At 69.4% G+C, this 22,227-nt stretch carries 19 protein-coding genes; 5 read left to right on the forward strand and 14 right to left on the reverse strand.

Going from position 1 to position 22,227, the window contains the following annotated elements; all coding sequences use genetic code 11:
* Positions 1–12: 12 nt before the first annotated feature.
* From BO64_RS13460 to BO64_RS13485, 6 genes are all read right to left on the reverse strand, one after another.
* Positions 13–186, reverse strand: coding sequence for a hypothetical protein (locus tag BO64_RS13460; RefSeq protein ID WP_496403814.1), 174 nt, complete (start codon positions 184–186; stop codon positions 13–15).
* A gap of 477 nt (positions 187–663) precedes the next feature.
* Positions 664–3,357, reverse strand: a complete 2,694-nt coding sequence (gene ppdK / locus BO64_RS13465) for a pyruvate, phosphate dikinase (RefSeq protein WP_496403815.1) — start codon at positions 3,355–3,357, stop codon at positions 664–666.
* A 46-nt stretch (positions 3,358–3,403) separates the two neighbouring features.
* Positions 3,404–5,404 carry a glycine--tRNA ligase subunit beta gene (gene glyS, locus BO64_RS13470; RefSeq protein ID WP_496403816.1) on the reverse strand — a complete coding sequence of 667 codons (2,001 nt, stop codon included), beginning with the start codon at positions 5,402–5,404 and terminating at the stop codon, positions 3,404–3,406.
* A gap of 3 nt (positions 5,405–5,407) precedes the next feature.
* Positions 5,408–6,292: a glycine--tRNA ligase subunit alpha gene (locus BO64_RS13475; protein ID WP_496403817.1), complete on the reverse strand. Its 885-nt coding sequence runs from the start codon at positions 6,290–6,292 to the stop codon at positions 5,408–5,410.
* 122 nt (positions 6,293–6,414) lie between these two features.
* A complete protein-coding gene (locus BO64_RS13480; protein ID WP_496403818.1) occupies positions 6,415–6,822 on the reverse strand; it encodes a hypothetical protein in 408 nt (135 codons plus the stop codon).
* Between the two features lie 99 nt (positions 6,823–6,921).
* Entirely contained in the window at positions 6,922–7,479 is a 558-nt protein-coding gene (locus tag BO64_RS13485) for a fasciclin domain-containing protein (protein WP_496403819.1), read from the reverse strand.
* Positions 7,480–7,906: 427 nt separating this feature from the next.
* Between BO64_RS13485 and BO64_RS13490 the strand changes: the two genes are divergently transcribed.
* Positions 7,907–8,245 carry a P-II family nitrogen regulator gene (locus BO64_RS13490; RefSeq protein WP_496403820.1) on the forward strand — a complete coding sequence of 113 codons (339 nt, stop codon included), beginning with the start codon at positions 7,907–7,909 and terminating at the stop codon, positions 8,243–8,245.
* A gap of 21 nt (positions 8,246–8,266) precedes the next feature.
* Positions 8,267–9,574: an ammonium transporter gene (locus tag BO64_RS13495; RefSeq protein ID WP_496403821.1), complete on the forward strand. Its 1,308-nt coding sequence runs from the start codon at positions 8,267–8,269 to the stop codon at positions 9,572–9,574.
* A gap of 180 nt (positions 9,575–9,754) precedes the next feature.
* Here the strand turns inward: BO64_RS13495 and BO64_RS13500 are convergent, their stop codons facing one another.
* The 7 genes from BO64_RS13500 to BO64_RS13530 form a co-directional block, all read right to left on the reverse strand.
* Complete coding sequence (locus BO64_RS13500) at positions 9,755–10,630, reverse strand: 4-(cytidine 5'-diphospho)-2-C-methyl-D-erythritol kinase (protein WP_496403822.1); 876 nt, start codon at positions 10,628–10,630, stop codon at positions 9,755–9,757.
* Positions 10,627–12,312 (reverse strand): tetratricopeptide repeat protein, encoded by a 1,686-nt coding sequence (locus BO64_RS13505; protein ID WP_496403823.1) that lies wholly within the window; start codon positions 12,310–12,312, stop codon positions 10,627–10,629. Before BO64_RS13505 ends, BO64_RS13500 begins: the two co-directional genes overlap by 4 nt.
* A 67-nt stretch (positions 12,313–12,379) precedes the next feature.
* Positions 12,380–14,038, reverse strand: a complete 1,659-nt coding sequence (locus BO64_RS13510; RefSeq protein ID WP_496403824.1) for an electron transfer flavoprotein-ubiquinone oxidoreductase — start codon at positions 14,036–14,038, stop codon at positions 12,380–12,382.
* Between the two features lie 93 nt (positions 14,039–14,131).
* Positions 14,132–15,625 carry a tetratricopeptide repeat protein gene (locus tag BO64_RS13515; RefSeq protein ID WP_496403825.1) on the reverse strand — a complete coding sequence of 498 codons (1,494 nt, stop codon included), beginning with the start codon at positions 15,623–15,625 and terminating at the stop codon, positions 14,132–14,134.
* Positions 15,626–15,698: 73 nt separating this feature from the next.
* Positions 15,699–16,514, reverse strand: a complete 816-nt coding sequence (locus BO64_RS13520; protein ID WP_496403826.1) for a thioesterase family protein — start codon at positions 16,512–16,514, stop codon at positions 15,699–15,701.
* A gap of 99 nt (positions 16,515–16,613) precedes the next feature.
* Complete coding sequence (locus tag BO64_RS13525; protein WP_496403876.1) at positions 16,614–17,150, reverse strand: M10 family metallopeptidase C-terminal domain-containing protein; 537 nt, start codon at positions 17,148–17,150, stop codon at positions 16,614–16,616.
* The gene (locus BO64_RS13530; protein WP_496403827.1) at positions 17,045–18,724 is read right to left on the reverse strand and encodes a zinc metalloprotease; all 1,680 of its coding nucleotides are present in this window, start codon (positions 18,722–18,724) and stop codon (positions 17,045–17,047) included. Before BO64_RS13530 ends, BO64_RS13525 begins: the two co-directional genes overlap by 106 nt.
* Positions 18,725–18,815: 91 nt before the next feature.
* Between BO64_RS13530 and BO64_RS13535 the strand changes: the two genes are divergently transcribed.
* From BO64_RS13535 to BO64_RS13545, 3 genes are all read left to right on the forward strand, one after another.
* Positions 18,816–19,295 carry a hypothetical protein gene (locus BO64_RS13535; protein ID WP_496403828.1) on the forward strand — a complete coding sequence of 160 codons (480 nt, stop codon included), beginning with the start codon at positions 18,816–18,818 and terminating at the stop codon, positions 19,293–19,295.
* A 51-nt stretch (positions 19,296–19,346) separates the two neighbouring features.
* Positions 19,347–20,174: a uracil-DNA glycosylase gene (locus tag BO64_RS13540; RefSeq protein ID WP_496403829.1), complete on the forward strand. Its 828-nt coding sequence runs from the start codon at positions 19,347–19,349 to the stop codon at positions 20,172–20,174.
* Positions 20,175–20,247: 73 nt separating this feature from the next.
* The gene (locus tag BO64_RS13545; RefSeq protein ID WP_496403830.1) at positions 20,248–21,873 is read left to right on the forward strand and encodes a lytic transglycosylase domain-containing protein; all 1,626 of its coding nucleotides are present in this window, start codon (positions 20,248–20,250) and stop codon (positions 21,871–21,873) included.
* On the opposite strand, the gene BO64_RS13550 is transcribed toward BO64_RS13545, so the two are convergent.
* Positions 21,781–22,224 carry a hypothetical protein gene (locus tag BO64_RS13550; RefSeq protein WP_496403831.1) on the reverse strand — a complete coding sequence of 148 codons (444 nt, stop codon included), beginning with the start codon at positions 22,222–22,224 and terminating at the stop codon, positions 21,781–21,783. The genes BO64_RS13545 and BO64_RS13550 overlap by 93 nt on opposite strands.
* Between the last annotated feature and the right edge of the window lie 3 nt (positions 22,225–22,227).

Raw genomic sequence — 22,227 nt, forward strand, 5'->3', positions numbered from 1 at the left:
TCCGGCTCGGCTCTAGCCGGCGACCAGCGCCCGCAGGCCCAGGGCGATGAGCGTCCAGACTCCGGCGGCAAAGGCGATCGCCCCCAGCAGCGCCAGGACCCGGAGCATTCGGCGCGACGGGCGGCGGCGGGCCGGAACGGGCGCCGCCTGCTCGCTGAACTGATCGTCACGCGGCAGCTGCTGCATGGCTCCTCATAGCGCCGCGGGAGCCTCGCCCCGAAAGCTTCGCTACCCAGACTGGGTCACGCACGTCGGAACCGCCCAGCCGGCCGTCCAGCCGCGTCACCGCTACGGTCCCAGCGCCGCCAGCGATTTCGCTCTTGGCCGCGGACGCGGACCCTGGCCCGTACATTAAAGATCGGTTCGAGGCGGCTGCGGTTGAGCGGCCGCAGAAGCGACCGCCAGCGTCCCGGCCCAGCACAGCGCCGCGGACGGCGCTCGGAAAGGTTGAAAGGTCATGGCGCGACCTTAGCCGCACTACAGCCCCGTCTCGACGGGGACGGCTCCTGCTTGGTCGCAAGATGGCCGCGGTTCATCGCGAATCCCGGAAACGCCCCCGGCTCTATGTCACCGGTCGGCGTCAGCGCCGCTGACCGAGGGGGCGACCGGTGCGAAGAGACGCCCGCTCCGACGTCCCCTCACCCATTACGCCCCCTCAGCGGCTCAACGATCCTTTTCGCGTTCGCCGATGGCCGCCTGGGCCGCGGCGAGGCGCGCGATCGGCACGCGGTACGGCGAGCAGCTCACGTAATCCAGGCCCACCTGCTCGCAGAACTGGATCGAGGCCGGATCGCCCCCGTGCTCGCCGCAGATGCCGAGCTTGACGTCCGGACGGGCCGCCCGGCCGCGTTCGGCAGCGATGCGGATCAGGTCGCCCACGCCGTCCTGGTCGAGGCTGACGAAGGGATCCTTCTCGAAGATCCCCTTCTCGATGTAGTGGCTCAGGAACCGGCCCGAGTCGTCCCGGCTGATGCCGAAGGTGGTCTGGGTCAGGTCATTGGTGCCGAACGAGAAGAACTCGGCGTTCTGCGCCAGGTCGCCGGCGCGGATCGCAGCCCGCGGCAGCTCCACCATCGTGCCGACCTTGTAGTCGATCTTGCAGCCGCGCTCCTCGATGACGGTCTGCGCCGTGCGGTCCGTCAGCTCGCGCAGGAACTTCATCTCCTCGCCCTTAGCGACGAGCGGGTGCATGATCTCAGGGATCGGCGCTGGGCGGCCCTCGGCGACCACCTCGCAGGCGGCCTCGATGATGGCCCGGACCTGCATCTCGTAGATTTCGGGATAGGCCACGCCCAGGCGGCAACCGCGGTGGCCCAGCATCGGGTTCACCTCGTGCAGCTCCTCCGCGCGGCGCAGCAGCTTCTGCGGGTCCAGGCCCGTGGCCTCGGCCACCGAGGCCACGTCAGCCTCGGTATGCGGCAGGAATTCGTGCAGCGGGGGGTCGAGCAGGCGGATGGTGACCGGCAGGCCTTCCATGATCTTGAACAGCTCGACGAAGTCCTGTCGCTGCATCGGCAGGATCTTGGCCAGGGCCCCGCGGCGACCTGCCTCGTCGTCCGCCAGGATCATCTCGCGCACGGCGGCGATCCGGGCCGGATCGAAGAACATGTGCTCGGTGCGGCACAGGCCGATGCCTTCCGCGCCGAACTGGCGGGCGGTCTGGGCGTCCAGGGCCGTCTCGGCGTTGGCCCGCACCTTCAGGCGGCGCACGCTGTCGGCCCAGCCCATCAGGGTGGCGAAGTCGCCCGACAGCTCGGGCTCGATCATCTTCACCGCCCCGGCCAGCACCTCGCCGGTCGAACCGTCGATGGTGATGATGTCATAGGCCTTAAACGTGCGGCCGCGGCAGTGGAACTCCCCCGCCTTCTGGTCGATGCGGATTTCGCCCGCGCCCGACACGCAGGGGCGGCCCATGCCCCGCGCCACCACGGCGGCGTGGCTGGTCATGCCGCCGCGGGCGGTGACGATGCCGCGGGCGGCGTCCATGCCGCGGATGTCCTCGGGGCTGGTCTCCTCGCGCATGAGGATCACCGCCTCGCCCGCGCCGCCCAGCTTCTCGGCCTCCTCGGCGGTGAAGACCACCTTGCCGGTGGCCGCGCCGGGGCTGGCCGGCAGGCCGGTGGCGATCACGTCGCGAGGGCTCGCCGGATCGATGGTCGGGTGCAGCAGCTGGTCGAGGCTCGCGGGCTCGACCCGCATCACCGCCTCTTCCTTGGTGATCAGGCCCTCGTTGGCCAGGTCCACGGCGACCTTCAGGGCGGCCTTGGCGGTCCGCTTCCCGTTGCGCGTCTGCAGCATGTACAGACGGCCCTTCTCCACCGTGAACTCGATGTCCTGCATGTCGCGGTAGTGCTTCTCGAGCCGCTCCACGACGGACTTGAACTGGTTGAAGACCTCCGGCAGCGCCTCTTCCATCGAGGGCTGGACGTCGCCCATCTCCTCGCGGGCGGCCTTAGTCAGCGGCTGAGGCGTGCGGATGCCGGCCACCACGTCCTCGCCCTGGGCGTTGATCAGGAACTCGCCGTACAGGCGGTTTTCGCCGGTGGACGGGTTGCGGGTGAAGGCCACGCCGGTGGCGCTGCTCTCGCCCATGTTGCCGAACACCATCGACTGCACGTTCACCGCCGTGCCCCAGCTCTCGGGGATGTCGTGCATGCGGCGGTAGAACTTGGCCCGGTCGTTCATCCAGCTGGCGAACACCGCGCCGATGGCCCCCCAGAGCTGCTCGTTCGGGTCCTGCGGGAAGGCGCGGCCCAGCTCGGCTTCCACGGCGCGCTTGTAATCGACAACGACGGCTTCCCAGTTCTCCGCCGTCAGGTCGGTGTCGACCCGCGCGTCCAGGCGCTCCTTATGGTCGTCGAGGATCTCCTCGAACATGTGGTGGTCGAGGTCCAGCACCACGTTCGAGTACATCTGGATGAAGCGGCGATAGCTGTCGTAGGCGAAGCGGCGGTCACCCGAGAGCTGCGCCAGGCCTTCCACGGTCTCGTCGTTGAGGCCGAGGTTCAGCACCGTGTCCATCATGCCCGGCATCGAGGCGCGGGCCCCCGACCGCACGGACACCAGCAGCGGATTGGCCACATCGCCGAAGCGCTTGCCGGTCAGCTGCTCGACCTTCTTCAGGCCCTCGGCCACCTGCTCCTTCAGCTCGGCCGGATAGGTCTTCCCATGGGCGTAGTAGTAGGTGCAGGCCTCGGTCGTGATGGTGAACCCGGGCGGCACGGGCAGGCCCAGGGCCGACATCTCGGCCAAGTTGGCGCCCTTCCCACCCAGCAGGTTCTTCATCGAGGCGTCCCCGTCCGCCCCACCGCCGCCGAAGGCATAGACCCACCGCGTCTTCACCATCGTGTCGGCCATCGTCCCTTTACCTCCACACAACCCGGCGCCCTCTGCCGGGGGAAATTCAACCCGTGACCTGCGAGAAGTCCGCCACGCGCCCCATGGCGTCGCGGACCTTGGCCAGAAGCCGCAGGCGGTTATCCCGTTCCGCCGGATTATCCGAGTTCACGAGCACCTTGTCGAAGAACGCATCCACCGGCCCGCGCAGCTTGGCGAGTTCGGCCATGGCCCCGGCGAAGTCCTCGGCGCCGATCAGGCTGTCCAGCTTGCCGGCCACGGTGTCGACGGCGGCCACCAGCGCCAGTTCCTCGGCCGGGGCGCCCTCCATCTGCGCCGGCTCGCCGACCGGCAGCGCCCCCTTCTTCTCCTCGGCCTTGAGGATATTCACCGCTCGCTTGTAGCCGGCGAGCAGGTTCGTCCCGTCTTCCGTCTTGAGGAAGTCGGACAGCGCGTCCACCCGGGCGACGATGCGGACCAGGTCGTCGTCGCCCAGGGCGAACACCGCCGCCACCAGGTCGTGGCGCTTGCCCTGGTCGCGCAGCAGCACCGCCAGGCGGTCGGCGAAGAACTCCAGCACCTCGTCCGAGACGAAGCGCTTCAGCGGCAGCCGGATGCGACCTTCCAGCACGATGCGGATGATCCCCAGGGCCGCGCGCCGCAGAGCGAACGGGTCGCGCGAGCCGGTCGGCTTCTCGCCGATGCCGAAGAAGCTCGTCAGAGTGTCCAGCTTGTCAGCCAGGGCCACGGTCGCCGCGACCTTGCCGGTAGGCGCGGCGTCGGCCGGCCCCTGCGGGCGGTAGTGCGAGCGGATGGCCTCGACCACCTCGCCGTCCAGCCCCTCGGCGTCAGCGTAATAACCGCCCATGATCCCCTGCAGCTCGGGGAACTCGCCCACCACGCCCGAGACGAGGTCGGCCTTGGCCAGCCGCGCGGCCTGCACCGCCTTGGTCTCGTCTGCGCCCACCACAGGCGCAAGCTGGCTGGCCAGGGCCGTGATCCGCTCCACCCGGTCGTGCATCGAGCCGAGCTTGGCGTGGAAGGTGACGCCCTTCAGCTTCTCCAGCCGGTCCTCGAGCCGGACCTTCCGGTCCTCCTCGTAGAAGAACCGCGCGTCCGACAGGCGCGCCGACAGCACCTTGGCGTTGCCTTTGGCGATGGTCACCCCGCCGTCCCGGGCCTCGATGTTGGCCACGGTCAGGAAGTGGGGCGCGAGCCTGCCGGTGGCCGGGTCACGCACGGCGAAGTAGCGCTGGTGCACCCGCATGGAGGTGCGGATGACCTCGGGCGGCAGGTCCAGGAACACCGGGTCCATGTCGCCCAGCACGGGCACGGGCCATTCCACCAGCCCCGCCACCTCGTCCAGCAGGCCGGCGTCCTCCACCAACTCCAGATTGCGGGCGAAGCACAGGGTCTTGGCGGTCTCGACGATCCGCTGCTTTCGCTCGTCGGCGTCCAGCACCACGTAGCGGTGCGCCAGGCCGTGGGCGTAGCTCTCGAAGTCCTTCACCAGGAACGGCTGGCCGTCGCTCATGAAGCGGTGCCCCTCGGCGAGGTCGCCGCTGGGGATGCCGTCGATCACGAACGGCACGACCTGCCCGTCGAACACGCAGAGAATGCGCCGCAACGGCCGCACCCAGCGCAGCTTGCTCACCCCCGAGACCATCGACTTGGGCCAGGGGAAGCTGCGGACGATGGCCTCGACCATCTCGGCCACGATCTCGGCCGTCGGCCGGCCAGGCTTGTGCAGATGGGCGAAGTAGACGCCGTCGCGCTCGATCAGCTGGTCCTGGGTCAGACCTGTCTTGCGCAAAAAGCCTTCCAGCGCCTGCGGCGGCGCGCCCACCTTGGGGCCCTTCAGCTCCTCATGCCGGTCCTTCTGCGCCACCGGCAGCCCTTCGGCCACCAGGGTCAAGCGCCGCGGACCGGCGAAGGTCTTCAGCGCCTCGGGCAGCAGCCCCTCGGCCGCCAGCTTCTCGCGGGCGAGGCGCTCCAGGTCGCGGGCGGCGTTGGCCTGCATCCGCGCGGGAATCTCTTCCGAGAACAGTTCGAGCAGAAGTTGGGGCATGGCCTAGTCGTTCGCCCCCTGGCTCTGAACCCAGGCCTCGGCGCAGAGCTTGCACAGGTCGCGGATGCGGCCGATGTAGCTTTGCCGCTCGGCTACCGCGATGGCGCCGCGGGCGTCCATGATGTTGAACAGGTGACTGGCCTTCAGCACGTGGTCATAGGCCGGCAGCACCAGCGCCTGCCCCTGCCGTCCCTTCGAGGTCACGATCCGGCGCACCTCGCGCTCCATGTCCTCGAACTGCCGCTTGCAGGTCTCGACGTCGGCCACCTCCTGCTCGAAGGCCGAGAACTGCTCCTCGTTGGCGAGGTAGACGTCCCCGTACTTGAACTCCTCGTTGAACTGGAGATCGTACACGCTCTCCTTGTTCTGGAGGTACAGCGACAGCCGCTCCAGGCCATAGGTCAGTTCGCCGGCCACCGGGAACACGTCCAGGCCGCCCACCTGCTGGAAGTAGGTGTACTGGGTGATCTCCATCCCGTCGCACCAGACCTCCCAGCCGAGGCCCCAGGCCCCTACCGTGGGGTTCTCCCAGTCGTCCTCGACAAAGCGGATGTCATGCAGCAGCGGGTCGATGCCGATAGCTTCCAGCGACCCTAGGTACAGCTCCTGCAGGTTCGGCGGGTTCGGCTTCAGGATCACCTGGTACTGGTGGTGCTGGTGCAGCCGGTTGGGATTCTCGCCGTAGCGGCCGTCCGCAGGCCGCCGCGAAGGTTGCACATAGGCGACCTTCCACGGCTTCGGACCCAAGGTCCGGATCACCGTCATCGGCGAAAGCGTGCCCGCCCCCACCTCAACGTCATAAGGCTGCAGAATCATGCAGCCCTGCCGGGACCAATAGTCGTGCAGTTTCAGGATCAGGCCCTGAAACGTGAGAGGCTCGTCGGGCATAAGGAAACAGGGCCGTGCGCAGGCGCGAAAAAGTCGGCGGACCATAGGGCCCGCCGACCTTTGCTTCAAGCCGCGCCAGGCGTTTTCAAGGCCTGGATTTTCAAGGTTTTCGCCGAACCGGGTTAGTTGCCCCGGGCGGCCGTCGCCTTGCCGGCCCGCGACATCGGCTGGCCGTACTTGGCGCGGTTCTCCGCCGTGTCCGGCACCGGGCCGTTGGTGACCATGGTCGTCGTCACGCTGGCGCCCTGGCCGAAGCTGGTGGCGGAGGTGGCGCTGACGGCGGAGTCCGGCTCGGTGGTGTCCGTCACGCCGCTCGACGACGTCAGGCCCGAGGAAGCCTCGGGGGCCCGGGCCGCGGGCGGATTGACGCTCGTATCGCCCTGGGTCGCCCAACCGGTCTCGCTCGTCGGGGTCGACGGGCTGGTGGTGGTGCTCCGGTCGGGGGTCGCCGAGGACGTGGACTGGGCCACGGCCGCGCCGGCCATCAGGGCCGACGCGGCGGCGACGGTAACGAGGATTTTGAGGGTCATAGGTCTAGCACTCCTGTTGCCTGGACGTCTGACGCCCCACCCCGTTGTTGGCAGGAAGCTTTACCGCCTGGCCGGCGATTTGGTTCCCGCGTTCCGGGCTTAAGCGCCGGCGCCCTCGCCGGTTTCCGCGGCGGTCTCGCCCTGCCCGGCGACCAGCACCTTGTCGACGACATGCAGCAGGCCCGAGCCCGTGCGCACGTCCGCCTGGATGATGGTGGCGCCGTCGGCCTTCAAGGCGGCCTCATCGCTGCCGTCCAGCAGCACCTGGTCGCCGGCGCCGGACGGCACCGGGCCGCGCGCGCCCTTGATCTTGGCCGAGTCGACCGGGGCGTTGATCACATGGTGCAGGACCAGCTTCTGCAGGGCGGCCTTGTCCGACTCCAGCTTGGCCAGCTCGTCCGCCGGCAGGGCCGCGAAGGCCGCGTCGGTCGGGACGAACACCGTCAGGTTGCTGTTGGTCTTCAGCAGGCCGGTGAGGTTGGTCTCGTCCGCAGCCTTGATGAAGGTGTTGAACTGGCCCGCCGCCTTGAGCGTGTCGATCAGGTCGCCCGCCGGGGACACCTGGACCGCCGCGGCCGGCGCCGCTGCGTCGCTTTGGGCAAGCGCCGGAGAGGCGATCACCGCCAGGGCGGCAACGGCGGAAAGCATACGGATCATAGACATACCTTAAAGTCCTCGTCTGGTTCTGGCAGGCGACAGCCGGCGCCCCAATCCACTGCGGAGCGAAGCGCGTACTCTGCGCGGGCAATGCGGCGGGTTTCCGGCCCCCTGCGGGATTTCCTGAAGCGCCCCCGGCGAAAACGGACGAAATCCGATCGGCCGCGCCCCCGTCAAGGGTGATCAGTCAGGGGCTGGAAGGCCCATTCAGCCTACTTTATGGGCGCCTCTTCGGCGCGGCGCCTGCGGCGTAGGCGCATTCCGCCTTCTTGCCACAATCCCCACCCCCGAAGTGCTGCACCCGCAAGCCTGGCCCTAGCGTTGGGACGACCGCTGCGAGGGGATGGGTTCAAACGAAATCTGCGGCGGTCTCGAAACGAACGAGAGGGGCAGGCCCGCCCAAAGGGCCGGACGCGGGAGCGAGCGGATGAAACTCATCATGGCGATCGTCAAACCCTTCAAGCTGGACGATGTGCGCGAAGCGCTAGTCGCCGCCGGCGTCGAGGGGCTGACGGTTTCGGAGGTCAAGGGCTACGGCCGGCAGAAGGGGCAAACCGAGATCTATCGGGGCGCCGAATACCAGGTGAACTTCCTGCCGAAGGTGAAGCTCGAGGCCGTGGTCGACGACGCGGCCGCCGGCAAGGCGGTGGAAGCCATCAAGGCCGCCGCGTCCACCGGCAAGATCGGCGACGGCAAGATCTTCGTGCTCGACGTCTCGGAGGCCGTGCGCATCCGGACGGGCGAGACCGGCGCAGCCGCGCTCTAATCGGGATTGAGGGGATCTTTCATGAAAATCACGGGTAAACAAAGGCTGGGCCTCGCGCTCGCCGCCCTTCTCGCGGGGAGCGCGCTCGGCGCGCCCGCCTTCGCCCAGGAGGCGGCGGTGGCCGATAGCGGCGACACCGCCTGGCTGCTCACCTCCACGGCCCTCGTGCTGGCCATGACCATTCCGGGCCTGGCCCTGTTCTACGGCGGCATGGTCCGGCGCAAGAACGTGATCGCCACGGTCGCCCAGTGCTTCGCCATCACCTGCGTGATCAGCGTGGTCTGGATGGTCCTTGGCTACTCCCTGGCCTTCTCCGAGAACCCCTCGGCCGGCCTCAACGCCTACGTCGGCGGCTTCGGCTCGGCCATGCTTGCCGGCATGGGCATGAAGGACGTTTCGGGCAGCATTCCGCAGTACCTGTTCGTCGTCTTCCAGATGACCTTCGCGGTGATCACCCCGGCCCTGATCGTCGGCGCCTATGCCGAGCGCATCAAGTTCTCGGCCATGCTGCTGTTCACCGTCCTGTGGTCGCTGATCGTTTACGCCCCGGTCTGCCACTGGGTGTGGGGCGGCGGCTTCCTGAGCGAGGCGGGCGTGCTCGACTTCGCCGGCGGCACCGTGGTCCACATCAACGCCGGTATCGCGGGCCTCGTCTGCGCCCTCGTCCTCGGCAAGCGCAAGGGCTACGGCACGGACAACATGGCGCCGCACAACCTGGTGCTGACCATGATCGGCGCCAGCCTGCTGTGGGTCGGCTGGTTCGGCTTCAACGCTGGTTCGGCGGTGGCGGCCGACGGCCTCGCCGCGGTGGCCATGCTGAACACCCAGGTGGCCACGGCCGCCGCCGGGGTCGTCTGGATGATCGTCGAATGGATCGAGCGCAAGAAGCCCGGGATGCTGGGCCTGGCCTCGGGCGCGGTGGCGGGTCTGGTCGCCATCACCCCGGCCGCCGGCTTCGTCACCCCGCAAGGCGCCCTGATCATCGGCCTGGTGGGCGGTGTGGCCGCCTACGCCGGCGCGGTCTGGATCAAGAAGGCCCTCAAGTACGACGACAGCCTCGACGTCTTCGGCGTGCACGGCGTGGCCGGCATCGCCGGCGCCCTGCTCACCGGCGTGCTGGCTGACGCCGCCGTGGCCGGCGACGCCGCGGCCGGCGCCAACATCGGCACGCAGTTCTTCGGCATCATCGGCACCATTGTCTGGTGCGCGGTGGCCACGTTCGTGATCCTCATGATCTGCAAGTTCACCACTGGCCTGCGGGTCAGCGAGGACGGCGAGATCGAAGGTCTCGACCTCTCGCAGCACGGCGAAGCCCTGCACGAGAGCTGAGAACCGCTCCCGGGGAGAGACGCCGTCGGGGGGCGGCGTCGGACGGGGTGGCGACGGGGGTCCTTCGGGGCCCCCGTTTTCTTTGCACCATAGTCTGCAGAAACCCAGATCCTCGGGGCCGACAGAGGGGCGTCCTGAACAGAGATGAGAGGCCGCTTCGCCTTCAGACGTTTGGCGCGCCTACCACGGCCCGCCCAGCCGGCACCGCTGCACCCACCAGCCGGGGGCCAGGGCCTCGATCCTTTCGGCCAGGCCTTCGGCCTCGATGTCCGAGCCGCAGATCGCGAAACAGGTGCCGCCCGAGCCGGACACCCGGGCCAGCAGGGTCTCAGGCTCGCCCCTCAGGGTCTCCAGCACCGTCCCCACCTCGGGGGCCACCGCCACGGCGGGCGCTTCCAGGTCGTTGCGCAGGCCCGCCAGCCAGGCCGCCGTCTCCTGGACGCTCTCCAGCGCCTCGGGCATCGGCGGCCGCGCGATGGAGCCGAACGCCTCGTCCGCATCCAGCCGCCGATACACCGCCGGGGTCGACACGGGTACGCCCGGATTGACCAGCACCGCATCCAGCACCGGCAGGCGCGGCGCCGGGCTCAGCCGCTCGCCATAGCCCTCCGCCAGCACCGGCCGGCCCCAGAGGCAAGCCGCCCCGTCCGCCCCCAGGCTCGCCGCCAACGCTTCCAGGCGCTCGTCCGTCACGGGCAGGGCCAGGACCTCGCGCATCAGCCGCAGCGCCGCCCCGGCGTCGCTCGAGCCGCCGCCCAGACCACTGGCCACCGGCAGGCGTTTCTCCAGCCGGAAGCCCGTCACCGGCACGGGGCGCCGCACCTCGGCCAGCAGCGCCCGCGCGGCGCGCAGCACCAGGTTGTCGCCCTCACCTGCCAGGCCCGCAGCGAACGGCCCCTCAAGCACCAGTTCTCCGGCCCCGCCGTCGGTAAGGCTCAACCGGTCGCCATAGTCGGCGAAAGCCATCAGGCTGCACAGCGGATGATACCCCGTCGCGTCCGGGGCGCCGACGTGGAGGAAGAGGTTGACCTTGGCCGGCGCGAGCGCAGCCGTCACTGCGTCGCCAGCCGGGGCGCCTCAGGCCCCTGCCCCGAAGCCAGTTTCCGCTCCGCGTCGGCCTTGATCTTGTCGTCGGGACGCAGGGTCAGCACCCGCCGCCACTGAAACACCGCCTCGTCCTTGCGACCGACCATCCAGTAGGCGTCGCCCAGGTGGTTGTTGATCTCGGGATCGCCGGCCTCGAGCTCCACGGCCTGCTCCAGCTTCTCCACCGCCGTCTTGTAGTCGCCCATGCGGTAATAGGCCCAGCCCAGGCTGTCGATCATGGCGCCCGAGCGCGGATTGGCCGCCACCGCCTTCTCGACCATCGCCAGGGCCTCGGGCAGGCGCTCGCCGCGGTCGATCCAGCTGTAGCCCAGGAAGTTCAGCAGCTCAGGCTCGTCCGGCCGCAGCTTCAGCGCCGCGATCAGGTCGGCCTCGGCCTCGGGCCAGCGATCCATCAGGCTGAACGCCGCCCCGCGGGCGTAGTAGAGCCGCCAGTCGGGCGACCGGGATTCGCCGATCAGCTGCCCCAGGATCTGCACCGCCTCTTCGTAGTCGCCATTGGCCCGCAACAGGTCCGACAGCGTCAGGCGGGCGTCATAGTCCCCCGTGGCCGCCGCTGCGCGAGCGAGTTTCAGGGCCGTCGCGTTGTCATCCGCCTGCTGGTAGCTCCAGGCCAGCTTGGCCTGGGCGGAGCCATATTCGGGCGAGCCTGGCTTGGGCCGGCCATACGCCGCCCGGGCGCCGTCCACATCGCCCGACGCCTGCAGCACGTCGCCCACCATCAGCCAGGCGTCGTTCCGCTGCGGGTCGAGCCGCAGGGCCAGGCGCAGGTAGGCGAGACCGATCTGGGTCTGTTTGGCGGCGATCATGGTGGCGGCCGGCGCGAGCATGGCCAGGGCCGCCCCTTCCTTGATCGACGGCATGGGCGGCGCGCTGCGGCCCGCGGCGGCCCGGGCGCGCGCGGTCTTCAGGCCCAGGCTCTCGGGATTGCGCTGCAGAGCCGCATCGTAAAGCTCCACCGCCTCGCTGCGGCGGCCTCGCCGCTCCAGGAACCCGCCGTAGGCCAGGACGGCCATCTCCGAAGGGGTCTCGCCCTTGGTGACCGCCTTGAAGTCCGTCTCGGCCTCGTCATAGCGCTTGGCCCGTTCGAACAGATGCGCCTGTCCCAGCTGGCCGAAATAGTCGACGGTGGGATCGCCCCGCACCTGCGGCCGCACCAGGGCGGTCTCGAGATCGCCCGCCTGGGCAGCGGCCCACGGCGCCAGCAGCGCCGCCGCGGACCGGTGCGGGAAGCCGATGTTCTCGCTGAGCTGCTCCTGGGCGACCTTGCCCTTGCCCTGGGCGATGGCCTCCACCGCCTTCACCAGCCGCCCCATGCGCTTGCCGGGCTCCGAGGCGTTCGCCCCATCGGGCGCCAACTCCGAGGCCAGCCGCACGTCTCCGGCCAGCAGGGCGGCGGTGAACGCCCGCTCCGACACCGTAGCCTCGGCGCCGCTCTGGGTGCGCGCCATGGCCAGGAATTTCGCCGCCTCCTCGCTGCGGCCGGCGTTCAGCGCCGCGTTGCCGGCCAGGAACATGCCGTAGGGCGTGTCGGCGGCGGCGCTCGGCCCCGGCAGATCCAGGACCCTGGGCTGGCTCGCGCAGGCTCCCAGGAGGACCAGCGGTGCGACGTAGGCGAGAAGGCGAAGGCGCATGGACAGACCTTGGTCGCTCGCGCGGGCCGCCGCAAGGGCGCCCGCGCGAGGTCCGGGCCTTGCGGCCTTACATGTTCGGGTAGTTGGGCCCGTCCCCGCCCTGCGGGGTCGTCCAATCGATGTTCTGCGACGGATCCTTGATGTCGCAGGTCTTGCAGTGGACGCAGTTCTGGAAGTTGATCTGGAACTTCGGGTTCTGCCCCGCCTCGTCGTACAGTACCTCGTACACCCCCGCCGGGCAGTAGAGCCGCGCCGGCTCGCCGTACTTGGGCAGGTTCACCGAGATCGGCACCGACGGATCGCGCAGTTTCAGGTGCGCCGGCTGAGCCTCGTCGTGGTTGGTCGAGGCCAGGAACACGCTCGACAGCTTGTCGAACGACAGCACCCCGTCCGGCTTCGGATAGACGATCGGCTTGAAGTCCTTGGCCGCGCCCGTGGACTCCGCATCGCTCTTGCCGTGGTGCATGGTCCCGAAGAACGAGAACCCGCCCAGCAGGTGCGTGGTCCACATGTCGAAGCCGCTCAGGGCCATGCCCAGGGTCGTGCCGAACTTCGACAGCATCGGCTTGGCGTTGCGGACGACGTGCAGCTCCTTCTTCAGCCACGAGCCGTCGAAGGCCTGACGATACTCGGCAAGCTCGTCGCCCGAGCGGCCGGCCGCGATGGCCGCCGCCGCGGCCTCGGCCGCCATGATGCCGCTCTTGATCGCCGCGTGGCTGCCCTTGATCCGCGGCACGTTCACGAAGCCGGCCGAGTCACCCAGCAGCACGCCGCCGGGGAAATAAAGCTTCGGGATCGACTGGATCCCGCCCTCGCTGATGGCCCGGGCGCCATAGGCGATGCGCTTGCCGCCCTGCAGGTGCTTGGCCACCTCCGGGTGATGCTTGAAGCGCTGGAACTCGTCGAACGGCGAGAGCCAGGGGTTCTGGTAGTTCAGGTGCACCACGAAGCCGATGGCCACGTAGTTGTCCCCGAAGTGGTAGAGGAAGCTGCCGCCGCCGGTCTTGTCGTCCAGCGGCCAGCCCAGGGTGTGTTGCACCAGGCCCGGGCGGAACACCTCGTCCGGCACCTGCCACAGTTCCTTGATGCCGATGCCGTACTTCTCGGGATCGGAGTCCTTGTTGAGGCCGTACTTGGCCTTCAGCACCTTGGCTAGCGAGCCCCGCACGCCTTCGCCGATGAAGACGTACTTGCCGCGCAGCACCATGCCCGGCTCGTAGTTCGGGCCGGGCTTGCCGTCCTTGCCGAGGCCGAACTCGCCCACGATCACGCCGACCAGGCGGTCATCCTCGAACACCGGCGCCGAGGCGGCCATGCCCGGGTAGATTTCCACGCCCAGAGCCTCGGCCTCGCCCGCGAGCCAGCGGCAGACGTTGCCGAGGCTGGCGATGTAGTTGCCGTGGTTGTGCATGAACGGCGGCATGGCCCACACCGGCAGGTCCATGCTCCCTTGCGGGCCGAGGAAGACGAACTTGTCCTCCTTCACCGGCGTCTCCAGTGGCGCGCCCTTCTCCTTCCAGTCGGGGATCAGCTCGGAGAGGCCCTTGGGGTCGATCACAGCCCCCGAGAGGATGTGCGCGCCCACCTCGGCGCCCTTCTCCACCACCGCCACCGTCAGGTCGGCGTTGATCTGCTTCAGCCGGATCGCCGCGGCTAGGCCCGACGGGCCGGCGCCGACGATGACGACGTCGTACTCCATGGATTCGCGTTCGACGGCTTCGCTCATGCCCGGCCTTGGCTCCTCATCCCCTCGCGACGCGGCCGGTGTCTTCGCCTGCCCGTCCGCCGCCCTGATTTCGTCGCGGGTCTTATCGGGATGTCACGGCGGGGCGGTCAAGGGCGAAGGCCGTTCGTCGATCGCCCTTAGCAGGGTTTGCCACGCCTCCGGCGCCACAGAGGCCAGCCCGCCTTCGGCCCGCTCGCGCACCAGACGCACGCTGCCGTACCAGGGCATGGTCTCGCCCGCCGCACCGTAGCGCCACTCCGGGACCTTGGGGACCATCACCACGCAGGGGACGCCCAAGGCGCCCGACAGGTGGATCAGCGCCGTCTGCACCGACAGCACCCCGTCCATCTCCGCCGTCAGGCCCGCCAGGTCGTCGAAATCGGCCATCGCCTCCGCCGGGGGCGTGATGATCGGTCGCGGCAGGGTCCGGTTCGCCGCCGCGATCTCCTCGCCGTGGTCGCCGTACTGCAGGCTCACAAACTCCACGTCCGGCCGGCTCAGCAGCGGCATGAGCGCAGCAAGATCAACCGAGCGGCGGTTCCGCCCGGTGATCTCCGCCCCGCCCCGCCACGACAGGCCGATCCGCCGCCGCCCGGGGACGCGCGGCCCCAGGAGCGCCCTCGCCTGCTCCCGCGCCGCCGCTGACGGCCGCAGATAGGGCGCCGCGGGAAAGCTCTCCGGCGTCCTGCGGAAGGCGTAGCCCAGGCTGCCCAGGGTCACGATCCTGGCGCCCGACCAAGCCGCCGAAGTGTGCAACTGCGGGAACGAGCTGACGAACAGCCGCGCCAGGCGCATTTCGCCCACCAGCGACACCCGCCGCGCGACGGCCAGCAGGTCGGGGATGATGCTGGCGAACATCACCATGTCGCCGACGCCCTGCTCGCCCAGCAGCACCACATCCGCCCCGGCCAGGGCCGCCGGCTCGGGCCGCTCGATGCGCTGCGCCAAGAGATCAGGCGGCCCCCCGGCGGTGTTGCGCATGCCCACCCGCCAGCGGGCCTCATAGCCTTCCCAGCCCGGCGTGAAGCGGCCGAGGGTCAGGTCGGCCAGGCCGCGGCCGTACAGCGCCGGCGGCCAGTCCGGGGCCAGGGCCAGGGCCCGATCATAGGCCGACCAGGCCGCCTCGAATCGGCCCAGCCGCGCCAGGCAGCCCCCCCACATCTCCAGCAGCATGGGCTCCTGCGGGTCAGCCGCATGCGCCGCCAGCCACCCCTCGGCCGCCTCGGGACCGCGCACCTCCATCAGCGTCGACAGCCACTCCCGCCGCAGCCGCGCCTCGGCGGGCCCGAGCGCCAGCGCCCGTTCGAAACGCTCCAGCGCCTCGCCGTGCCGCCCAAGCTCCCGCAGGGCCACCGCAAGATTGGCGTGGGCGGCGTAGTCGTCCGGGGCGATCGTCGCCGCCAGGGCGAAGCTTTCCGCCGCCTCCTCGCGTCGCCGCAGCCACATCAGCGTCCGCCCGCGCCCGAGCAGCGCCGCAGCGCAATCCGGCTCGGCCGCCAGCCAGACCTCGTAGGCCGCCAGCGCCTCAGACCACCGCCGCTGGCCGTAGAGCCGGTCCGCCAAGGTCCTCGAATCGCCCGCCGACACCCTTCCCTCTCCGCGCCAACCCGCCGCCCGACATGGCTGGATTCAAGGCGGCGGTCACGCCGGAACCCGCCCGCTAGGCGGCTGGGATCTTCCGGTACCAGACCAGCTGTTCGCTGGTGGCCAGCAGCTTGCCGTCCCGCCGCCAGTAGTTGGAGCGCTCGTCCGAGGCGCCGCCGCCGCCGACCCGCCCCTCGTATTCCACCAGCAGCCAGTCGCGCCCGGCCTCGGCCACCTCAGCGGCGGTGGCGTGCAGGTAAACGGTGAGCGACAGGGTCGTGGTCATCACCGTGTGACCCAGGGCGTAGAAGGCTCGCGGCGGCGAATTGTCCGTGAGCATGCCCAGGGTCGGGTGGTCCCATGGCCGCAACCTCGGCCGCACCCAGGCGGTGGAGTAGGAACTCTCCCGGGGCTGGATCGGGAAGCTTTCCTCCGTGCGCCGCTCGAAGGCCCGGGCCCCGAAATGCAGCGCCCCGCCCGGGCTTACGGGCGACGGCAGGCTCTCAGGGTCGGGCGCCTGCGGCATCTTCGCGAAGGCGAAGGGCGGGGTCTGCGGACGCCTGGCCATGGTGACGATGGCCTGGACGCTCACCCCCTCGGCCCCGGCCGGCCGCAGGTCCACCTCCCATACGCCGATGGAGCCGCCCTGCCGCAGCCGGCGGGTGCGGATTTCGATTTCGCCCGCGGTCAGGGCCGCCACATAGGTCAGCGAAATGGACAGCGGCTCGCCCACCGCCTCGGGCTCGCGCCCCACCACGGTCAGGGCGAGGCCGATGGGATAGCCGCCCCACAGCGGCCCATTGGGATTCTTCCACTCGGGTCCCGCTACGCTCGTCCACCGGCCGGGGGCTACGGCGGTCAGGTGAAAGATCTCGGCTTCCGTCACGCTCATGCCGCGCCTCTAGACAGGGCGCCGCCACGTCAGGAAAGGGCCGACAAAGGGCCGGAGCGGGTCACGCTCCGGCCCGCCGGGATCACGCTCGCCCGCCGGTCAGGCGAAAAGGAAGTCGCTCTCCGAGAGCCACCGCGTGTTGCCGATGATGATCATCAGGTCGTCCGGCCCCTCAAGGTCGACGGTGATGGTAGTGGCGTCCCAGCTTACGTCGGCGAAGGTCACACCCTCAAGCCCGGAGAGGTCGATCTTCTCGCCCTTCTGGTAGTCGGCGATGGTGTCGGTCCCGGGATCGGTGAAGACAAAGATATCGGAGCTTGTCCCGCCGATCAGCACGTCGTCGCCCGGCCCGCCGTTCAGGGTGTCGTCCCCCTCGCCGCCGCGCAGGTCGTCCTTGCCGCTGTCGCCGCGCAGCTGGTCGTCGCCGCCCCGGCCCAGCAGGGTGTCGTCGCCACTGTTGCCCTTCAGCACATTGTCCGCTTCGTTGCCCATCAGGGCATCGTCGCCCGAACCGCCGGTGGCGTTTTCGATCACCACGCCATTGGCGATGGTGTAGCCGCCGAACACCCCGCCGATGAACGAGACCACCCCGCCGCCCGTGGGGGTGTAGTCGAGGGTCGCCGCCAGCAGGTCGATATGGGCATCCTTGCCCCCGCTGTAGGCGATGGTGTCGGTCCCGCCCGTGCCCAGATCGTCTGGTAATAGGCGAAGCGCTGGATGGCCTGCAGCTCATAGACGGTGTCGCCCTCGTTGTGCGCATGGACACCGTAACGCGCCTGCAGCACGGCGATGTCGAAGGCGCCCAGCGTCCCGGACCAGCCTGAGCCCAGAGTCTTGCGCGAGAACTCTAGCGCCCCGTCCGGATGGGTCTGCCAGCCGTCGTTGTACGACATGACGGTGTAGACGCCCTGGTTCAGGTCATAGATGCCAAGCGAGCTGGAGTCCGTGACCCCCAGGAGGATTTCAGAGCCGCCGCCGCTGTCGTGCGGATGGGCGACGCCGTGGGCGTGGCCGAACTCGTGCAGGATCACCCCGTAAGAAAAGCCGCCGGGCTGCAGGCTGGCGGGAGATGTGAAACCGCCGCTCACCAGGTTGAAAGCGCCCAGGCCCTGCAGATCCCCATAGGCCGGGTCCTGCGGATAGAACCGCGCTCCGTAAACGTTGTTGACGGTGGTGATTAGCCGGAACGTCGCTTGCTCCACGTCCATGGTGCGGGCGTAGGTGATCCCCGTGATGGGGGTGTATTCCTGCAGGGCGCGCATCACCCCCTGGATCTGGAAATCCTCCCAGCCGTAAGTCGCGATGGGCGTGACGCCGTCGGCCTCGGTATCCCCAAAACCGCCGTCCTCCACGGTCGCGAAATAGACATAGGCCGTCGGGACGCCGTTTACGTCCACCGTGGGAATGTTGCCGGCGGTGTCCCAGTTGAGGGATTCCAGCGGATCAAAGTCCGTGGAGGCGGCGGCCTGGATGTCCAGCGTGTAGCCGCCGGTCATGCCCGGCTCATAGCCCTCGATCCGCAGGTAGTAGGTTCCGTCCGCCTCGGGCATGAAGCCCAGGCCGGTTTCGTAGTTCACCGCCGCGGCGATCTGCTGGCCGTCGGCATTGTAGAGCCGCAGGATGCCGATGTTTTCGCCGGGCAGGTTGCCGGGATACTCCCCGCTGCCCGCAATGCCGCCGGCGTAGGTGAAGGTGTAGAACTGCCCGGCCGTCAGCCCCATCCGGTACATGTCCCGGTCGCCCGGCGCATCCAGATGGCCGTAGGTCGTTCCCTCTATGGCGACGAAGGCCCCTTCGAAGGTTGCGGGCGCGTCGAGAGCCGGGTTCGCGGTCCAGATGTCCAGGGTGAAGCCGCCCGCGTCACGGTAGTTGGGATAGCCGGGGGCGCCTGGGTCCACGTGGTACCAGGAACTGGCCGCCACAAGATAGCCGGCGGTGACGGTCGGCGTGAACGTCAGCATGGCCGTCCGCCCAAACCCGCCATCGTCGTCGAAGTCGATGATGTTGAGATTGGCGTCGGTCAGCAGCAGAAACGGATCTTCCATGCCGTCGACCGCGGCCGGCCGCTGGGCAAATGTGTAGGTCACCCCCGCCTGCAGGGTGATGGGTAGGAAGCTGTAAGCCTCGGTTGCAAAGGCGCCGACGGCGCGAAGCGGAACCTGACCATCGTCGATCGGAAAGCTGCTGTCGATCGGCCCATAGCCGCTCAAGCTTGGCTGCGGCGACGAAGATGTTGCACCGCCACCGGTCGTAGGCCGAAAATCATCCATAACGGCAGAACGCATGATATCACCCGCAAACATGTTTATGCCGGTCACGGCATTGCCATTATTGGATAGCGAACATCTTTTTCCGGCGCCGACAAGTTCGCTTTTCAGAAATCGAAAGCCGATTATCTTTTGTTTTACTTATTCCATGAGCGCGCGTGAGATGATCCGGACTGCAGTTATCATCCTGCCCGTCGCGGGGTTCCTGATCGCCTGGGCGCAGCCGTCCGCCGGAGCGCAGGACACAACCTTAGATAGCAGCCGATCGAGGCCGCACGCCGATGACAAGACCGTGAAACCGGGGTCGAAAGATGCGCCCCGCAGGTTTGAGAGCCTCGAAGCCTACCTGGCCTGGCTGGAGCAGCGGGCCCAGTTGGGCGGAACCTGGTACCGCGAGGTCCGCCCGGGTCTCTACGAGCGCCAGGACGGCGGCCTGCGGCTGCCCGATGGGGACCGCCAGGCCCGATACTACACCCGTGAGGAACTCGCAGACCGCTTCGGCTTCAGCCGCTAGCCCGGCGCGGCCTTTCCCCGGGCCTTTCGGCGCCCTAAGCATCTCTGGCCGATGCCTGACGTCTCCCCCCTCGCCGTCGCCGAGAGCCTCCTCGCCTTCTGGGCCGAGGCCGGGGTCGACGCCGTGCTGCTGGACGAACCCATCGACCGCATCGAGGCCGGCAAGATCCTGCCGCCCCGTCCGGCGCCCTCCCCGGTCGCGCTGGCCCTCGCCCCGCGCCCGGGACCGCAGGCGGGCCCTGCCGCGCCCGACGTCTCCGCCGCCATCGCCCAGGCCCAGGCCCTCGCCGCCCAGGCTCAGGACATGGAGGCCCTCGCCGTCGCCATCGCCGGCTTCGAGGGCTGCGGCCTGCGCTTCGAGGGCGCCGCCACCAAGGCGGTCTGCTGGCGCGGAGCCCTGGACGCTCCGGTAATGGTCATCGGCGAAGGTCCGGGAGCCGACGAGGACCGCCAGGGCCAGCCCTTCGTCGGCCGGGCCGGCAAGCTGCTGGACAAGATGCTGGATGCGGCCAGCCTTTCGGGTCGCGTGCTGATCACCAACACCGTCTTCTGGCGCCCGCCCGGCAACCGCACGCCGGCGCCCCACGAACAGGCAATCTGCGCGCCGTTCGTGGAGCGGGCTATCGCTCTCGTCCGCCCCCGGATGCTGCTCCTGGCGGGCGGCGCGTCGGCCAAGAGCCTGCTGAAGCGCGAGGAGGGCATCCTTTCCCTGCGCGGGCGCTGGTTCGAATGGCGCTCGTCGGACGGCGCCCTGGAGCTGCCGGCCATGCCGACCCTCCACCCGGCGTTCCTGCTGCGACAACCCGGCGCCAAGAAGCGGGCATGGAGCGACCTTCTGACCTTTACGGAACGGCTTGATCGGCCAGAGCGCCCTGCTTAGCCTTGCCGCTTCGTTTTCGGGAAAAAGGGGTTCGCGCTGAAGGCGCAGCGGCGTCCGGCGCGGATTGGGTCGCATGACGCTCGTCCAGCGCCTGTGCGTCGGGGTCGCCGCCCTGACCCTCGCCTCGGCCGCCGGCCAGGCGTCCGCCGAAACGCCCCGCGCCCTCTCCGATCGGGACGCCAGCGCCTATCGCGCAGCCTTCGCCGCCGCCGATCAAGGCGACTTCGTGGGCGCGCAGCTCGAGCTCGCCGAGGTCAAGGATTCGTCCCTCCTCGGCTACCTCGCCTTCCGCCAGCTGATGCACCCGACCGCCCACAAGGCGACCTTCGAGGAGCTGGCCGGCTGGCTGGGCCGCTTCCGCGACCTGCCTCTCGCGGATCGAGTCTTCTCCCTGGCCAAGCAGCGCAAGCCGGCCGAGGCGACCCTGCTGCCCCCGCCGGCCGTGGCCGGGATCGACAGCACCCGGAGCGAGGCCACCTTCGCCGCTCGTGACGCTTACTATTCCGGCGACGTGCGCCGGGCCCACGCCCTGGCGGTGGAATGCGCCGATCGCTGGATCGCCGGCCTCTCCGCCTATCGCCTGCGCGACTACGCCACCGCCCAGGACTATTTCGCCCAGGTGGCGGGCGATCCCGACGAGGACGTGTGGCAGCGCTCGGCCGCCGCCTACTGGGCCTATCGGTCAGCGCGCACCGGCGGCGACCGGGCCATCGCCCGGGTGTTCCTGCGCCAGGCAGCCGCGGCGCCGCAGACCTTCTACGGCATGATCGCCGCCCGCGAACTCCAGCTCGCCCAGGCCGAGACCAGCGACATCGTCCCGGCCAGCTACCGCCCTTCGCCCCCACCGGCCGCCCCACGCGCTCGCGGCAAGGGCGCCGACGCCGAGCTGCGGCGCTTCATGGAGGAGCAGCCCCGCGCCCATCGCGCCGCGGCCCTCGTCCAGATCGGGCGTATGGAAGAGGCCCGACAGGAGCTGCGCGTGGGCCTCGCCCTGGCCCGGACCCCGGTGGAGCGCGACACCTGGAAGGCCTTGATGGCCGAGATCACGCCCGGCTCGGGCGAGACCGTCGGCCCGTCTTACTTCACCCTCGGCGACTATCCGGTTCCGGAGCTTGAGCCCCGGAACGGCTTCACCGTCGACAAGGCCCTCGTCTATGCCATCGTCCGCCAGGAAAGCCGCTTCAACCCCCGGGCCATATCGCCCGTAGGGGCCGTGGGCCTGATGCAGGTGATGCCGGCCTCAGCGGCCCTGGCTACCGGCGATACGAAGCTGCGCAACAACTACAAGGCCCTGCTGGATCCGGCCGTGAACCTCGACGTCGGCCAAGCCTACATCAACTGGCTGACCGAGCGTGGCGTCGGCTACGACCTGTTCCGCATCGTCGCCGCCTACAACGGCGGCCCTGGCGCGGTGCTGAAGACCCTGCGCCATGTGGGCGAGGACGATCCGCTGATGCTGATCGAGTCCCTGCCCGCCCTCGAGACCCGCGACTACGTCGAGAAGGTCGTGGCCGGCTACTGGGCCTACAAGCGCGCCTTCGGCGAGGAAGTCCGCTCGCTCGACGCCCTGATTGCAGGCGCCCGCACCATCGACCTGCGCCTCGACCTACCCGAGACGCCGGGGCCGCAGCCCCAGCTCGCGGCGGAGTCGCTTCAGGTCGGGATCATCCAGACGAACGACGCGACCGCGCTCGACTAGGACGCCGTAGGGCTTTCGTCCGAACAGCCCGCTCTCGCCCAGGCCCTCGATCATCGCCGCGCCGCCGCCATTGGCCAGGTGCGTCGAAAGCGCCTCCACCCAGCCGTCCTTCAGGCGAAAGTCGGCCTCCGCCGCCAGCACCAGCTCGGACCTGGCCCAGGCCAGGGCCTGCTCGATGCTGTCAGCCGCCTCAGCCCCCATCTCCTCACACAGGGCGTCCACCACCTCGGAGTGCGGCGCCACCAGGAAGACCTCCTTCACTAGGCCCTCAACGGCCCCCGTGGTGAGCTGGCCCAGGAGCCCGGGGAGCTTCCCGGCCGAAGTCCGGGCGTCGACGATCACCGTAAGCATGGC

It is taken from the genome of Phenylobacterium composti DSM 19425 (genome assembly GCF_059568645.1).

Excerpts from the sequence above, each read along its gene's own strand:
- BO64_RS13460 (WP_496403814.1), bottom strand. The coding sequence starts at position 186 with ATGCAGCAGCTGCCGCGTGACGATCAGTTCAGCGAGCAGGCGGCGCCC.
- ppdK (WP_496403815.1), bottom strand. The coding sequence starts at position 3,357 with ATGGCCGACACGATGGTGAAGACGCGGTGGGTCTATGCCTTCGGCGGC.
- glyS (WP_496403816.1), bottom strand. The coding sequence starts at position 5,404 with ATGCCCCAACTTCTGCTCGAACTGTTCTCGGAAGAGATTCCCGCGCGG.
- BO64_RS13475 (WP_496403817.1), bottom strand. The coding sequence starts at position 6,292 with ATGCCCGACGAGCCTCTCACGTTTCAGGGCCTGATCCTGAAACTGCAC.
- BO64_RS13480 (WP_496403818.1), bottom strand. The coding sequence starts at position 6,822 with ATGACCCTCAAAATCCTCGTTACCGTCGCCGCCGCGTCGGCCCTGATG.
- BO64_RS13485 (WP_496403819.1), bottom strand. The coding sequence starts at position 7,479 with ATGATCCGTATGCTTTCCGCCGTTGCCGCCCTGGCGGTGATCGCCTCT.
- BO64_RS13490 (WP_496403820.1), top strand. The coding sequence starts at position 7,907 with ATGAAACTCATCATGGCGATCGTCAAACCCTTCAAGCTGGACGATGTG.
- BO64_RS13495 (WP_496403821.1), top strand. The coding sequence starts at position 8,267 with ATGAAAATCACGGGTAAACAAAGGCTGGGCCTCGCGCTCGCCGCCCTT.
- BO64_RS13505 (WP_496403823.1), bottom strand. The coding sequence starts at position 12,312 with ATGCGCCTTCGCCTTCTCGCCTACGTCGCACCGCTGGTCCTCCTGGGA.
- BO64_RS13510 (WP_496403824.1), bottom strand. The coding sequence starts at position 14,038 with ATGAGCGAAGCCGTCGAACGCGAATCCATGGAGTACGACGTCGTCATC.
- BO64_RS13520 (WP_496403826.1), bottom strand. The coding sequence starts at position 16,514 with ATGAGCGTGACGGAAGCCGAGATCTTTCACCTGACCGCCGTAGCCCCC.
- BO64_RS13535 (WP_496403828.1), top strand. The coding sequence starts at position 18,816 with ATGTTTATGCCGGTCACGGCATTGCCATTATTGGATAGCGAACATCTT.
- BO64_RS13540 (WP_496403829.1), top strand. The coding sequence starts at position 19,347 with ATGCCTGACGTCTCCCCCCTCGCCGTCGCCGAGAGCCTCCTCGCCTTC.
- BO64_RS13545 (WP_496403830.1), top strand. The coding sequence starts at position 20,248 with ATGACGCTCGTCCAGCGCCTGTGCGTCGGGGTCGCCGCCCTGACCCTC.
- BO64_RS13550 (WP_496403831.1), bottom strand. The coding sequence starts at position 22,224 with ATGCTTACGGTGATCGTCGACGCCCGGACTTCGGCCGGGAAGCTCCCC.